The organism is Vibrio rotiferianus (assembly GCF_002214395.1).
Lineage (GTDB): Bacteria > Pseudomonadota > Gammaproteobacteria > Enterobacterales > Vibrionaceae > Vibrio > Vibrio rotiferianus.
Window position 1 is genome coordinate 3,179,598 of sequence record NZ_CP018312.1, and the last position, 14,829, is coordinate 3,194,426.

A 14,829-nucleotide genomic window follows, 5' to 3' on the forward strand; every position below is an offset into this window, starting at 1 on the left:
AGCTTCTAGCTTCTAGCTGTGTGCTACAGGTAGCGTTGCTTGACGAAGCCACTCTTTCACATCATCTTCAACTAGCGGGCTGATCTCATCCCATACTTTCTGATGGTAGTCATTCAGCCAAGCAAGTTCTGGACGAGTTAGCATATCAACGTTGATATTGCGCTTGTCGATTGGGCAGCGAGTTAGCGACTCAAATGATAGAACAGGGAAGTCACCGTTAGTCGGTGTTTCAACAACAAGTTCTAGGTTTTCAATACGGATACCAAACGCATCTGCACGGTAGTAACCTGGCTCGTTGGACAGCACCATTCCTTCTGTTAGAGGTACGTCGATTTGCTTCTTCGAAATGCTCGCCGGACCTTCATGAACACTTAGGAAGTGACCAACACCGTGACCGGTACCGTGATCGTAATCGTAGCCTTCTGCCCATAGGTGCTGACGAGCTAGTGTATCGATTTGGTAACCACGTGTACCTTTCGGGAAACGTGCACGAGCAACACCGATGTGACCTTTTAGTGCAAGAGTGAATTGTTTAATCATCTCTTGTGAAGGCTGACCGATCGCAATAGTACGCGTGATGTCGGTAGTGCCATCTAGGTACTGACCGCCTGAATCCACTAGGTAGAGTGTGTTCAGTTCTAGCTTGCCTGGTTCAGGTTGGTTTTCGTGGTTGTAGTGACACATTGCCGCGTTGCCACCTGCTGCTGAAATGGTATCGAAGCTAAGATCCATCAGGGTCGGGTCTTCGCCACGGAACGCTTCCAGTTTGTCTGCCAGCGTCGCTTCATCATGCAGGTTACCCGCAACGACTTCAGCATCTAACCAAGATAGGAACTTACTCATCGCCACGCCATCACGGATATGACATGCTTTCATGCCTGCGATTTCAACTGCGTTCTTCGCTGCTTTTGGCATTAGGCATGGGTCAGCTTTACTCACCACTGATGCGCCAGCATTTTGTAGAACCAGCTTAAACCATGCGTTACTTGTCGCAGGGTCAACCAGTACATTCTTGCCAGTTAGAGTTTCTAGTCGCGCTTGCAATGCTTCTGGGTGATGAACCGTCACGCCAGCACCAACGTGAGCGTCAAACTCAGCAGGTAGGCGAGCTGGATCTAGGAAGTATTCCACGCTTGAATCTGAGTGTAGAATCGCGTGAGAAAGCAGAACCGGAAGACGTGATACATCTAGACCACGAACGTTGAGCAGCCAACAGATAGAATCAAGTGCTGTGATCACTGCGCTGTCTGCACCGGCTTTTTTCACGAGCTCTGCGATTTCTTGACGTTTGCTTTCACTTGATTGACCAACTGCTTCTGTTGCCATTAGGCGAACATCAGAAACCACAGGAGCAGGGCGGTCGTGCCACAGCTCATCAATTGGGTTGCTGTCGAGAACCTTAAGCTCAAGTGCACCTGCAAGTTTTGCCTGTGCCATGTCGAGCCAAGCAGAGTTGTGCATGCGAGGGTCGATTGCAACAGACGCGCCATTTGCAAGATGGTCTTTAATCCAATCTAGCGCAGGCTCTTCAATCAGGTGGCGGTATTCGAATAGATCAGCAGGAACCTGCTTAGTGACTTGTACCGTGTAGCGACCATCAACAAAGATAGCGGCTTTGTCTTTGGTGATTACCGCAGCACCAGCAGAACCGGTAAAACCAGTTAGCCAATGTAAACGCTCGTTGTGCGCCGGTACGTATTCGCCCAAGTACTCGTCTTCATGTGGGATAAGTAGGGCATCAATATTATGTTGTGCTAGCCATTCGCGAATTGCATTCACGCGGCTTAGGGTATTGTTGTGCATCTGTGTTATTCCTTCAAATTACCGCTCCTTCATGCTCAGGTGTGGGAGCTGTTTCCATCTGCTTCATGCAGTTTTTGAGTCCATTGAGGTTCGCAATCACTTCAATAGAGCCGGAGTACAACAGGCCATAGATGAGCCAAAAAGGACTATCGACTGTTAAGCTACTCATATTACATTAATAGAGCAAATTGCGTTCAGGATTTTTATCTAAGATGATTGGTTTTTTTCGTGATCATGGTACGCAACCAAGTCAAAGCTGGGTCATTCTCTCTGTCTCGGTGCCAGAACAAAGTGTAAGCCATTGGAGGGAATTCGAGTGGAAGAGGCAGCAATGCCATGTCATGTTGTTTGGCTGCCAGCTTCACAAAGTGGCTTGGCGCGGTGAACACAAAATCGGTGTAAGAGCATAAACTGGCGGCGCTGTTAAAGTCCGGGACGGTTACCGCAATATCACGTTCACGACCAATGTCGGCTAAACGATAGTCGAGCAACCAACGGTCGTTGCCATCACAACGTACCTGAACATGACGCAGGGCTAGGTAAGCTTCTAAGTTCCAATTACCACTCAAAGCCGGGTGGTCTTTACGTACGATACACATCTGGTGGTCGCGATAGATTTCCTGTTCGCAAATGTCATCTGGCGGCAACATGGTTAGCTTGGCGTCGTTGATGTCGATATCTCGACCTGTCATGCCCAAATCGATCTCACCACGCTGAATCATCTTGAACGTTTGTTCCGACCAAGAGTGGGTACTGATGGTCACGCCTGGCGCTTGTTGGAATATTGCCGGTAAGAAGTGGGGCAGAATCAACGGGTAGACACTCTCTACCGCAGCTATTTGAAAGCGGTACTCGCTGCTCTGTGGTGAGAACTCTTCGGGTTGAGTCAGCACCTCAAGTTGGTTTATCAACAGATCCAGTTTCGGTTTAAGGAACAGTGCGCGTGGTGTTGGCGTCAATCCGTGTGAGTTTCGAGTGAATAGGGGATCATCAAATTGGGTACGTAATTTCGCTAAGGATTTGCTCACGGCAGACTGACTCAAGCACAGTCGGTGGGCGGCTCGGGTAACATTCAACTCTTCAATCAGCACTTTAAAACAGACCAGCAAATTGAGGTCGATACGTGCCAGTTTCTCTACGTTCACAGTGATTTTCCCCATTGGAATAATGGTCATGAGTATACATCATTTCCATTCATATCATCAGATGATTAAGCTTTGCTCAAAAGTTCTTGTTCAATTTGGAGTGTTTTGTGTCTAGCCATATTACAAATAGCAAAAAACAGATGGCGCTGTTGACCATGTTAGTTCTATTCAGTCCGCTTGCGATTGATATCTATCTACCTGCTTTGCCTCTTATCGCGTCCACTTTTCAGGTAGAAAATGCATTGGCACAAGACACCATCACTTGGTTCCTATTTGCTATGGGTGTTGGTCAGCTGTTCGCTGGTCCCTTGGCAGATAAACTCGGACGTCGAACTGTTGCATTGGGCGGCATCACCATCTACGCATTGAGTGCTTTATTGGCGTGGAGTGCTCAAAATATTGAGTGGATGTTGATGGCTCGTTTGCTACAAGGCTTAGGTGCGTGTGCAACATCTGTAGCAGCCTTTGCAACAGTTCGCGATATCTTTGGTCCGGAGAAAAGCGGCAAGATGATCAGCTACCTTAACGGTGCGATCTGCTTTATTCCGGCATTGGCACCGATTCTTGGTAGCTGGTTAACCCAACAATTTGATTGGCGTGCAAACTTCAGCTTTATGGCCGGTTTTGCTGTGATTGCGGGGGCGATGATGTTCCTTGGAATGAAGGAAACCAATCCTGCAACAGAAAAGCAGGCGGTATTTAAACTGAGCCGCTACTGGGCAGTATTGAGCACCCCATCATTCATCTTCCACGCATCACTGTGTTTGATGGCGATGGCAGTTATTCTTGCTTACGTAACGTCTGCACCAGTGGTGCTGATGACCGGAATGGGCTTATCGATGAATGAATTCACCTTCTGGTTTGGTCTCAACGCGGCGTTTAACATTGCTGCTTGTATGCTTGCGCCTAAGTTTATGGATCGCTGGGGCACGCATAACTCACTTGTGGTTGGTATCAGCTTACTGGCAATTGCTGGCGTGATCATGATGGTGATGAAAGAGCACTACACCGCGCTGTCTTTCATGCTACCAATTTTCATTTCATCGGTTGGCTTCGCTTGGATTCTTGGTGCCGCTGCAGGTAAAGCACTAGAACCGTTTGGAGATAAAGCGGGTACGGCTGCAGCGTTACTCGGCTTGTTCCAAATGAGTGGTGCTGGCTTGTTGGTGGGTACGCTACAGCGTCTATCGCTTGACCCACAAACACTGATTGCAATTCATATGTGGGTGCTGCTTCCTGCTTTGCTGATCCTGTTCAGTAAAGCTGGTAAGAAGTGGCATGCTAAATTAGCGAATGCGTAAAACTCGGTAATTTAGTATTTTCCAATGTACCTAACGCGTGTATATTTGTCGTTCAAACTATTCTCGACACCATAACGGAACTCATAAAGTAATGTCGTTAACCACGTATGAAATGGCTCGTATCTTAGAGCAAATGGAAGAATCACCTGAAAAGGTGATGTTTGGCAAGTTGCTTAACGAATTAGGTAACCAGAGCTCAGAGCGTGTTCGTAGTGCGGCAAAGCAAGTTCCACTGCCGATTTTGCGTGATCTTGTGTATCAGTTTCAACAAGTGATTGAGTCACGTAAAGGCGAGCAAGTAGAGCAAATGGCAAAAGACCTCGCTCAGCAGGGTATCTCAGCAGAAGAGTTACTAGCTTACTTAAACAAATAATAAAAAATCCCCGCTTCATGCGGGGATTTTTTTAGTTGGTAATTTTCTTCTTCAGTATGTGGTCGAGAGACAGTGGTCCTGGCCCCCACACAATCACAACAAGAATCATCAATCCCCAAAGTTGGTGATCATAGAAACCTTTCTCCCACAGCAGTGGATAAGAGACCACGGCGATGATGTTGAACACAAACAGAATCGCAGCCATCGGGCGGGTAATTAACCCTAGTGCCAAGAACACCGGTAGAACTAATTCCGCCGCCGTACCTAAGTAAGCCGCCAATTCCCATGGCAGTAAGGGCACTTGGTATTCCAATTCAAACAAATACAGCGTGCTATCCCAGGACGAGATCTTGATTAGCCCTGAATTGAAGAATACCCATGCAACCCACAAGCGACAAAAGAGAAGTAGCAAAGGGACAAAGCCAGCTTGTAGGGTACTGATTAAATCGTCGTACCGGTTCACTAAGTTTTTAACCGTATCCGTCATAGAGTGCTCCTTAGATTGATTTCAATGTAAAGCCGTCAACGAGATCGAGTGCCATGATGCTATTGAGATGAGCGAGTAAAACTTCAGGTATTTCGCTTAAACTCAGCTTCTGCTCTAAACATTGCAGCAGTTGGAACACATCGGCATCGAGTGCGTGACACAAGGCTTCTCCATTGGCTTGAATCGAGATGACACCTTGCTGTAATTGGTTGATATTAAGTTGTTCGAATTGCCCAGTTTGAATCGCACTAAACAAATCAAATACGGCGTAGTTAGAGTCAAAGCTCCGGCAGCCTTGCTTAAGGTGCAAAACCAAAGCGGGTTGTTGCTCTTCACTCACTTCGCCAAGTAATGCGAGCGATTTTAATTCCTGTGCATTGGATTGTTCATACTGCGCTTGACGAGCGAGGTCGATATGCCACTCGAAGCGTGCGACTTCAGGGCTGTAAGGTGCTTGTGCGATCACCTGACTGAACTGCATGATGGTGTCTTGAAAGCCTTCGCCATAATGAACTACATTTCCTTCTTCTAATGGGTAAGAGAGTACATGTTGGCGAGCCATCTGTTCAAAGCATTCTTCACCAAGCAGCGCTTCGACCATCGGGTAAGTCGCGGATAACACTTCGCTTAGGCTGACGATAAAATTATTGCGATAAATCTGCATGCGTTCATCAGCGGTAAACTCATCACTGGCAATATCGCAATCTTCACCGACTGCTTGATAGTGTAGGGCTTTAGCAAACTGGCTTTGTAAGGTGGCTAGATTCATGATGCCTTCCTCGATTCGCTTTGTTCACTTGGGATTGTGCCTTGCAACAGCACTTGCGATGCTTTGTGTGCTTCTCCGAGCAAGACTTCTGGCGCGGGGATATCCAAGTCCCATTCAATCAACGCATGGCGTGGACCGTGTTTTTTTGTCCACTGCGCGAACAGTTGCCAAACTTCATCACTAACTGGGCGGCTATGGGTATCAATCCATATCTCACCTTTGTCGAGTTGTTTGATGGTAAAACCTGCCAAGTGAATTTCATCCACTTTGTCGGCTGGAATCGCATCTAGGTATGTGTCGCAATCAAAACCGTGGTTAAACGCCGAAACATAAACATTGTTTAAATCGAGCAATAAACGACAGTCGGTGCGCTTTTGAACTTCGGTCAGAAACTCCCATTCACTAATGGTTGAATGTTGAAACTTCACATAACTAGATGGGTTCTCTATCAAGATCTCGCGTTGCAAATAATCCTGCACTTCATTCACGTTACGAGTGAACACTTTGAGTGCTTCTTCCGTGTATGGGAGTGGAAGTAAGTCGTTAAAGTAGTGGCCGCCGTTTTCACTCCAACTTAAATGGTCAGAAACAAGAATCGGATCGATTGAATCGATCAGTGCTTTCAGTTGCGCTAAATGTTTTTGATTCACACGCTCCACCGAACCTAATGACAAACCAATGCCGTGACAGCTAATTTGGTATTTCTCGCGCAGTGCTTGTAGCTGAAGACGTTCTGCAGCATTGGGCTGAAAATAGTTTTCACTGTGGATTTCTAACCAAGTTAACTCAGGTTTGTTTTGGTTAAAGTAATCGAGGTGAGGGGTTCTTAATCCAACGCCAACAAGGTCATGGAAGGTGTGGTGTTTCACGTGAAACTCCTTTTCAAAACGGGCGGTAAGAGGAGGATGCATTGGTGAGCGTCAACGCATCCTCATAGCAGCTAGCGATGAAAGATTATGAAGAAGTAGTGCTACCACCAGCTAATTTGTCGCATAGACCTTTAGGAACGACAACAAACGCGTCTTTCTGGTTATCTTCTTTAGCAGTACCTGCACATGAGCTGCTTTTCGTTGCACAGTCGTTTTTGCCTGCTTTAGAAACGCCGTAGCACTTCTCTTTCTCAGCAGCGACAGCTGGAGCTGCAGTTAGCATTGTGCCACCAAGAGCTAGAAGACCAGTAACAGCAGCAGTAACAGCTAGATTCGACTTTTTCATAATAAATTCCTCTGAATGATTTCCTTCACTTTAATTTGGCAAGATGAATCGCCTGTTTTGGCGTTTTTGTTCTCAACTTGCTTAACTTAAAAGATAGGAAATTGGCTAAAAAACTTTCAGAGAAATTTTCGAAACAAATGATTTTAAAGAGTGTGATTTATATAACTTATTGATGTTTGGAGTAAAAAAACGACGAATTTTTTATGAATTTTTGTCTAATCTGAACAGGTTGTTTAGGTTATAATCTATTTTTATGTATAAATAACCAGTAGCTCTCATCATGATGGATCCATCTCTATTACTCGACGGTTTGAACGATAAACAACGTGAAGCCGTTGCAGCACCTTTAGAAAACTTGCTCGTCCTTGCTGGTGCAGGGAGTGGTAAGACACGCGTTCTTGTTCACCGTATCGCTTGGTTGATGTCGGTAGAGCAGGCTTCTCCGTTCTCAATCATGTCGGTAACCTTTACCAATAAGGCGGCGGCAGAGATGCGTGGACGTATCGAAGAGCTAATGATGGGCAGTGCAGGCGGTATGTGGAATGGTACTTTCCACGGCATTTGTCACCGCATTCTGCGTGCGCACTATCTTGATGCCAAGCTACCGGAAGATTTCCAAATCATCGACAGTGACGACCAACAGCGTCTACTAAAGCGTTTGATCAAAGCGCAAAACCTTGATGAGAAGCAGTGGCCAGCACGCCAAGTGGCATGGTGGATCAACGGTAAGAAAGACGAAGGTCTGCGTCCGTCGCATATTGATGCGTACCATGATCCAGTGACCAAGACATATCTGCAGCTGTACACCGCTTACCAAGAAGCGTGTGATCGTGCTGGTTTAGTCGATTTTGCGGAAATCTTGCTGCGCGCACATGAGCTACTGCGTGATAACAAATTCGTCCGTGAACACTACCAAGCACGCTTTAAGCATATCTTGGTGGACGAGTTCCAAGATACCAACAACATTCAATATGCTTGGCTACGTATGATGGCGGGTCCTGAGTGTCACGTGATGATCGTAGGTGATGACGACCAGTCGATTTACGGCTGGCGTGGTGCAAAAGTTGAGAACATTGAGAAGTTTACGCTCGAATTCCCAAGCGTGAATACCATTCGTCTTGAGCAAAACTACCGTTCAACCAAGACCATTCTGGAAGCGTCCAATGCCCTGATTGCGAATAACACCGAGCGCATGGGTAAAGAGCTTTGGACAGATGGCGTTGTCGGTGAGCCTATCTCGGTTTACAGCGCTTACAACGAATTGGATGAAGCCCGTTTTACGGTAAACAAAATTAAAGAGTGGCAAGACAAGGGCGGTGCTCTGAATGATGCTGCGATGCTTTACCGTAACAACGCCCAGTCGCGTGTTCTGGAAGAAGCCTTGATTCAAGCTGGTTTGCCTTACCGTATCTACGGCGGCATGCGATTCTTCGAACGTCAGGAAATCAAAGATGCCTTGAGCTACATGCGTCTGATTGCCAACCGTAATGATGATGCGGCATTTGAACGTGTAGTGAATACGCCAACGCGTGGCTTGGGCGACAAGACGCTTGAAACCATTCGCTTTGCGGCTCGTGATCGTGGTTGTACCATGTGGGAAGCGAGTGTCGCGATGTTGGATGAGAAGGTACTTGCAGGTCGTGCTGCTGGTGCTCTGAGCCGTTTTATCGAGCTTGTTACGGCACTAGAAGACGACACCATCGAGATGCCGCTGCACCACCAAACTGACCATGTGATTAAATACTCGGGCTTGTTCGCGATGTACGAGCAAGAGAAGGGCGAAAAGTCTAAGGCGCGTATTGAGAACTTGGAGGAATTGGTGACCGCAACTCGCCAATTCGAGAAACCAGAAGAAGCCGAGGACATGTCACTGCTGACGGCATTCCTAACCCATGCGGCACTAGAAGCGGGCGAAGGACAAGCGGACGAGTTTGAAGATGCGGTTCAGCTCATGACATTGCACAGTGCGAAAGGTCTAGAGTTCCCATTGGTGTTTATGGTTGGTGTGGAAGAAGGCATGTTCCCAAGCCAAATGTCGGCAGAAGAAGCAGGGCGTTTAGAAGAAGAACGTCGTCTGTGTTATGTCGGCATGACCCGTGCGATGCAGAAACTGTACATCACTTATGCTGAAATGCGTCGCTTGTACGGTCAGGATAAGTATCATAAGCCGTCTCGCTTTATCCGTGAACTGCCAGAAACTTGCTTAGACGAAGTACGCATGAAGGCGCAAGTTAGCCGTCCCGCAAGCAGTGGTCGATTTAGCCAAACGGCGGTGAAAGAGAGCTTCAATGAAACTGGCTTTACGCTAGGTTCTCGTGTGATGCATCCTAAGTTTGGTGAGGGCACCATCATCAACTTCGAAGGCAGTGGTCCACAGAGCCGTGTACAGATTGCCTTTAACGGTGAGGGCATCAAATGGTTGGTGACTGCTTACGCTCGACTAGAGAAGCTGTAAGGTCATCAACTTAAGAGCTGCTTCGGCGGCTCTTTTTGTTGGTGCTGTTTGTATGTCGCTAATGCAGTAAAAAATGGCGTGCGAAAGCGCGATTTAACGGTGCAGCTGAGAAAAATTTTAGGCAAAGAAAAACCCCGAGGGCTTGCGCCCATCGGGGTTATAGTCTTACTCGCAGCAATCCGGCTACTAAGAGTGCTCCATGCATCTAATCCATGATAGTGTGCTGAATCCGTCAGCTTAATCCTTACGTCGCCTTCCTAGCGGTGTCCTTAATGACCTTATCCTGGTCTGCTAACCATCCTCGTTAGCTCTCATCACTTGTTCCCTGAGCGGTGTCCCTGACATCATCCTGATGTTCAAATCCTTGCCTCGTCCAGAGGTGTCCATTTCCCGTCCTTAGTAGCAACCATCCTAGTCACTATTGATTCCGTTCAATGTCCAATTTTGCAATCCATGCCCGACTATTCATCCTGAATAACCGTTTCTTCTTCCTGAAGTTCACCAAGTCCGTGGTGTTTCCTGTTCCATGTCAGCATCCTTCCGACAGGTTTAATATTACGTGTTTAACTGTTTCCAACAACGGACAAATCTCACATTTTTTTACTCTCTTAGCGTTCAAAAAAGATACATAACCATTTAAATCAATAGCTTATGGGTTTGTGTGCGCAGTTTTGCCATTAAAAAAGAGAGGTTTGCTCAACCCTTTGTGAGAGATCTCGCACAAGGGGTCGAGCGAAAGACTCTTACTGCCCGATAGCGGCACCTTCACGCCTTGGATCGGCTGCGCCCTCAAGACCGTCTTTTGTTATACGTATCGCATGCAGTCCAGAGTTCAAATCACGAACATCAGTTTTAAAACCCATCTTTTCCAACTCAGGCTGTAAGCCTTCTGCAGCAGTACCTTGCTCAATATCTAAGGTACCAAAACGGTTCAGTAATCGTGGTTGATTAATCGCGCTTTGGATGTCCATATCCCATTGCGTGTGGGCGATAATGGCTTGTGCGACGTAACCAATGATGCGGCTGCCACCCGGTGAGCCAATTGCCATGTAAGGTTTGTCGTTCTTCATCATAATGGTTGGTGCCATGGATGAACGTGGGCGTTTGCCCGGTTCTAAGCGGTTCGCGATTGGCACTCCATCTTGATGAGTGCGGAAAGAGAAATCAGTCAGTTCGTTATTGAGCAAGAAGCCACGCACCATCAAGCGTGAGCCAAAGGCGTTCTCAATAGTTGTTGTCATTGAAACCACATTGCCTTGCTTATCGACGATATTGAAATGGCTGGTGGAAGGCAGCTCGATTGATTGGTCCATGCTTAGGTTCATCGCGTGTGACCACGGTGGATTGCCGGCTTCAACCTTACGCAAGGCTTTACCGACTTGAATCAACTCAGCACGCTGTTTTAGATAGTCTTTATCAAGCAAGCCTTCGGTTGGCATTGGCACATAATCTTGGTCTGCCATGTATTTACCGCGATCCGCAAACGCAAGGCGAGACGCGTCGGCGATCACTTGCCATGATTTCGCGCTTTCGGCTCCCCAACCTTTAAGATCGTAGTGCTCGGTGATCGCAAGAATCTGTCCAACCGTCAGTGCGCCAGAGCTAGGTGGTCCCATGCCGCAGATGTCATAGCTTTGGTAAGCCGCACAAACCGGTTCACGTTGTTTGATTTGGAACGCATCAAAGTCAGGTTGTGCCAATACGCCAGGATTGCCCGGTGCATTCTGTACTGTCTTGATGATGTCTGTGGCGATATCGCCTTGATAGAAAGCTTTTGCTCCTTGCTCTGCAATTGCCGTCAGAGTTTGCGCGTATTCAGGGTTCTTCAACAACGTGCCTTCGGCTTTTGGTGAGCCATCTGGATTAAAGAAGTAAGCTTTAGTCGCAGGGAAGCGTGATAGACGCTTGGCATCTTTCTCAATCAGACTCGCGAGGCGAGGACTTACTTCGAAACCTTGCTCAGCCAAGGTAATCACAGGTTGGATGATCTTTTTCCATTCCAACTTGCCGTATTTCTGGTGCGTGTCCCACAGTAGTTTCACTGTGCCAGGAGTAGCAACGGAGCGCCCTCCGACAACCGCATCGTAAAATTGCAGTGGTTGTCCTTTGTCATCTAGGAAGAGTTTCGGCGTCGCGGCGAGCGGTGCGGTTTCGCGCCCATCATACGTAGTCAGTTTTTGTTTCTCACTGTCCCAATACACTAAGAAGGCACCGCCACCAATACCTGAAGATTGCGGCTCTACCAAGCCCAGCATCAGTTGTACGGCAACCATGGCATCAATAGCATTACCACCTTGTGCAAGAACATCCGCCCCAGCTTGGGTGGCAAGTGGGTTGGCTGCTGTGACCATATAATCTTTGGCTTTGACCAATTGCTTTTGCTCGAAGCCAGTACTGTGCTCCGGTGCAACCGCATCTGCTGCTTGGTTAGCAAAGGCTGAGGTAGATAAGACGAGTGGGGAAGTAAGAATAAGACCCGTGGTCACGAGTCGGTTGAACGTCCAATGCATGATGACTCTCCATGTTGCCAGTTTTGTGCTTTCAGCTTGGCAGTCATGAAGAGTCACGTCGAGTCAGCAATCTTAGAAATGTCGATTGTGCTACGCTTTTAAATCAGTACTTTATCCGATAAAAGTGCTGATGGTTTGGTACAAAATACTGCCGCCCACGAGAGTAAATACCACCCCACACAGACCGTCGATGTAGATGCCTGCTTGTTGCAATTTACGTTGTAAGCGCTGTGTCGACAGCATCCATGCAAGGCTAGAGAACCAGAATAGCGACAAACCAAACAAGATGACCAAAGCAATACTTTTGCCAGTGATCGACATACCTGCAGGGACTAAGCTCGACATCAAACTGATAAAGAACACCAAGGCTTTCGGGTTAAGAATGTTGGTCGCAAATCCTTTCGCAAATGCCTGACGTTTGTTGCTGATCACGAGGTTATTTTGCTTCTTAGGCTGATCCGCATGTGGATTTTTGATCATCGATATCACGGCGCGCAATGCACCAATACCTAAATAGAGCAGGTAACTACCACCGAGCAGTTGCACTACGGAGTACAACACTGGGTGCTGGTGGACGATATAACTCACGCCTGTCAGGCTGAACAAAGAGTGCAGCAAAATACCGACAGACAATCCCAACGCAATGTACAAGCCAGTTTGACGACCATGACGCGTCGCGTTTTGTACCACCAGCGCAAAGTCCGGACCTGGACTCATTAGGGCAATAAAGTGAATGCTGGCGAGTGTCAGCAATATGGTGGATTCATTCATAACACATCTCAAATATAACCAATGCGGCTATTGTCGTGGCAAGTCACCTGTGGCGCTTGTAAAAAACTGACAGCTTTCTCGGTAAATGAAATTAACGAGTCACTTGAGAAGGGGAAACGCCGTAGGTCTGCTTAAACGCTTTGCTGAAATGCGCTTGATCGTAGAAACCGATTTGATGGGCGACGTCGGTACCACATTGGCCAGATTGCAGTAACTTCATGCCTTGTTCAAGGCGCAGGCGTGCGAACCATGCGTAAGGTGTCATGCCAGTTTGCGCTTTAAAGTGGCGCTGGAACTGAGTTGGACTCAGCTGGCAAAGCTCTGAAAGTGAATCCAAACGCACCGCTTGGTCAAGGTTCGCCATCAGATAATCTTTTAACGTCCCAAGCGATTGGTTTCCTAGCGGCACCACTTTTTGTCGCTCAAGCGATCCGTAGCGATCAAAAAGTTGGTTAAATCCTTCAAAAGGAAGGCAGTCTTTGGTGAGTTGGCTGAGGTTTTCACGACGAAGTAGCCCGTGCAAGTTACTAAGTTGTGAAAACATCTGTGGATCCGAGATGATCAGCTCGTTGAAGTGTATTATTTGACCGTTTTGCTTAAGATCAGCCAGATCGCTCAATAGATGAGGTTCGATCGCAAACACATTTACTTCATAGCCACTTTCGAGCTTAGATTGCCCGTCGTGCAGCTCATCTGGCGGCATAATCACAATTTGCCCGTGACCAACTTGGTGGCTGTTACCTTGGTATTGGAACTTCTGCGCGCCATGCGTGATCAGACCGAGGTGAAAATCCAGATGGTAATGCCTTTGAAAAGCAAATTTCTGGTATTTCGCCTCTATCAGGCTCAAGTTGTCATGGTCGGTTGCGTAGTACTGAATATGTTCCATTAAATAAAAAAAAGCTTGGTCACATAATGACCAAGCTTATCCATCAATTTCTTAAATGTCTTGTAAAAAACGATCAGGCAGCACGAGCCGCTTTGCGTGACTTGCGGTTATTACGCAGACCATCAAAGCTAAACACCACCAAAGCACCCCAAATAAAGGCGAAGGTGATAGCTTTATCGCTAGTGAACGGTTCGCCGTAGATCAGCACCGCGAGCAAGAACATCAGACTTGGACCAATATATTGGAAGAAGCCTAACGTTGATAGCTTTAGACGGGTTGCAGCGCCAGTAAAACACAGTAGCGGTAGGGTAGTGATCACGCCTGCAGCAATTAACAAGGTATTCAGCTGCATTGGGTTATCAAGCATGTTGGACGTCGGTGAACTTGCAATAAACAGCAGGTAAATTGCTGCAGCAGGTAGCATCACCAAGGTCTCAATAAACAGTCCGGTTTGTGCTTCCACACTGACTTTCTTACGCAGCAAACCATAAAAGCCGAAACTCATTGCCAACGCTATAGCGACCACAGGCACCGAGCCAAATACGATCAGCTGCACTAATACGCCACAAGCGGCAAGGACAACCGCGAACCACTGAAGTTTACGTAGACGCTCGCCAAGGAAGACCATCCCGAGTAAGACGTTGATCAGTGGGTTAATGTAATAACCTAAGCTGGCATCGAGCATGTGATTCGAGTTCACTGCCCAAATGAAGATCAACCAGTTTGCACCGACCAAAATGGCAGTAGAAACCAGAAACATCATCTTGGTTTTGTTTTTAATGATGTCGCGAACCGAGCGCCAATGGCGACCAAAATGGAGGAGTGCGGCTAGCAAAAAGAAAGACCAAATCACTCGGTGGCTTAAGATCTCAAGTGGCGAGACTTCAGCAATCGATTTGAAGTAAATGGGTGCGATGCCCCACATGGTGTACGCGCCAATAGCAAGCAAGACGCCTTGCCGTGAGCGTTGTTGTTCTTCTGGTGTCATGGGATGTCACCTAATTGAGTTTTTATAGAGCAGAAAATCAGTATACGAGTCGTGAGCTGAATCACCTAGCAATTTGCGGTTTTATTCACCATGAAACCCCATTACAATGTGCCCTCACTTTGC

General features: G+C 47.3%; 13 protein-coding genes. 3 read left to right on the plus strand and 10 right to left on the minus strand.

The genetic code is table 11. The features are described 5' to 3' along the window. Positions 1-12 precede the first annotated feature (12 nt). Positions 13-1,803: an aminopeptidase P family protein gene (locus tag BSZ04_RS23985; RefSeq protein ID WP_088881533.1), complete on the minus strand. Its 1,791-nt coding sequence runs from the start codon at positions 1,801-1,803 to the stop codon at positions 13-15. Positions 1,804-2,006: 203 nt separating this feature from the next. After that, entirely contained in the window at positions 2,007-2,948 is a 942-nt protein-coding gene (locus tag BSZ04_RS23990; protein WP_088881655.1) for a LysR substrate-binding domain-containing protein, read from the minus strand. A gap of 107 nt (positions 2,949-3,055) precedes the next feature. Between BSZ04_RS23990 and BSZ04_RS23995 the strand changes: the two genes are divergently transcribed. Both BSZ04_RS23995 and tsrA read left to right on the plus strand, forming a co-directional pair. Then, complete coding sequence (locus tag BSZ04_RS23995) at positions 3,056-4,249, plus strand: multidrug effflux MFS transporter (protein ID WP_197697131.1); 1,194 nt, start codon at positions 3,056-3,058, stop codon at positions 4,247-4,249. A 91-nt stretch (positions 4,250-4,340) separates the two neighbouring features. Then, positions 4,341-4,622: an H-NS-like global regulator TsrA gene (tsrA, locus tag BSZ04_RS24000; protein ID WP_010444595.1), complete on the plus strand. Its 282-nt coding sequence runs from the start codon at positions 4,341-4,343 to the stop codon at positions 4,620-4,622. A gap of 31 nt (positions 4,623-4,653) precedes the next feature. Here tsrA and BSZ04_RS24005 read toward each other — a convergent pair whose 3' ends face one another. The 4 genes from BSZ04_RS24005 to BSZ04_RS24020 all read right to left on the minus strand — a co-directional run bounded on the left by BSZ04_RS24005 (position 4,654) and on the right by BSZ04_RS24020 (position 7,093). Next, positions 4,654-5,109: a DoxX family protein gene (locus tag BSZ04_RS24005; protein WP_088881534.1), complete on the minus strand. Its 456-nt coding sequence runs from the start codon at positions 5,107-5,109 to the stop codon at positions 4,654-4,656. A 10-nt stretch (positions 5,110-5,119) separates the two neighbouring features. Further along, positions 5,120-5,878, minus strand: a complete 759-nt coding sequence (locus BSZ04_RS24010; RefSeq protein WP_088881535.1) for an HvfC/BufC N-terminal domain-containing protein — start codon at positions 5,876-5,878, stop codon at positions 5,120-5,122. After that, the gene (gene bufB / locus BSZ04_RS24015; protein ID WP_088881536.1) at positions 5,875-6,747 is read right to left on the minus strand and encodes an MNIO family bufferin maturase; all 873 of its coding nucleotides are present in this window, start codon (positions 6,745-6,747) and stop codon (positions 5,875-5,877) included. Before bufB ends, BSZ04_RS24010 begins: the two co-directional genes overlap by 4 nt. Positions 6,748-6,832: 85 nt before the next feature. Continuing rightward, positions 6,833-7,093, minus strand: a complete 261-nt coding sequence (locus BSZ04_RS24020) for a BufA1 family periplasmic bufferin-type metallophore (RefSeq protein WP_010444586.1) — start codon at positions 7,091-7,093, stop codon at positions 6,833-6,835. 280 nt (positions 7,094-7,373) lie between these two features. Between BSZ04_RS24020 and uvrD the strand changes: the two genes are divergently transcribed. Next, positions 7,374-9,548, plus strand: a complete 2,175-nt coding sequence (gene uvrD, locus BSZ04_RS24025) for a DNA helicase II (RefSeq protein WP_088881537.1) — start codon at positions 7,374-7,376, stop codon at positions 9,546-9,548. Between the two features lie 743 nt (positions 9,549-10,291). Here uvrD and ggt read toward each other — a convergent pair. The 4 genes from ggt to rarD form a co-directional block, all read right to left on the minus strand. Next, entirely contained in the window at positions 10,292-12,058 is a 1,767-nt protein-coding gene (gene ggt, locus BSZ04_RS24030; protein WP_088881538.1) for a gamma-glutamyltransferase, read from the minus strand. 111 nt (positions 12,059-12,169) lie between these two features. After that, entirely contained in the window at positions 12,170-12,829 is a 660-nt protein-coding gene (locus tag BSZ04_RS24035; RefSeq protein ID WP_088881539.1) for a LysE family translocator, read from the minus strand. A 91-nt stretch (positions 12,830-12,920) separates the two neighbouring features. Further along, a complete protein-coding gene (locus BSZ04_RS24040; RefSeq protein ID WP_088881540.1) occupies positions 12,921-13,718 on the minus strand; it encodes an AraC family transcriptional regulator in 798 nt (265 codons plus the stop codon). Positions 13,719-13,791: 73 nt separating this feature from the next. Next, positions 13,792-14,706, minus strand: coding sequence for an EamA family transporter RarD (rarD, locus tag BSZ04_RS24045; RefSeq protein WP_005440031.1), 915 nt, complete (start codon positions 14,704-14,706; stop codon positions 13,792-13,794). Positions 14,707-14,829 lie beyond the last annotated feature (123 nt).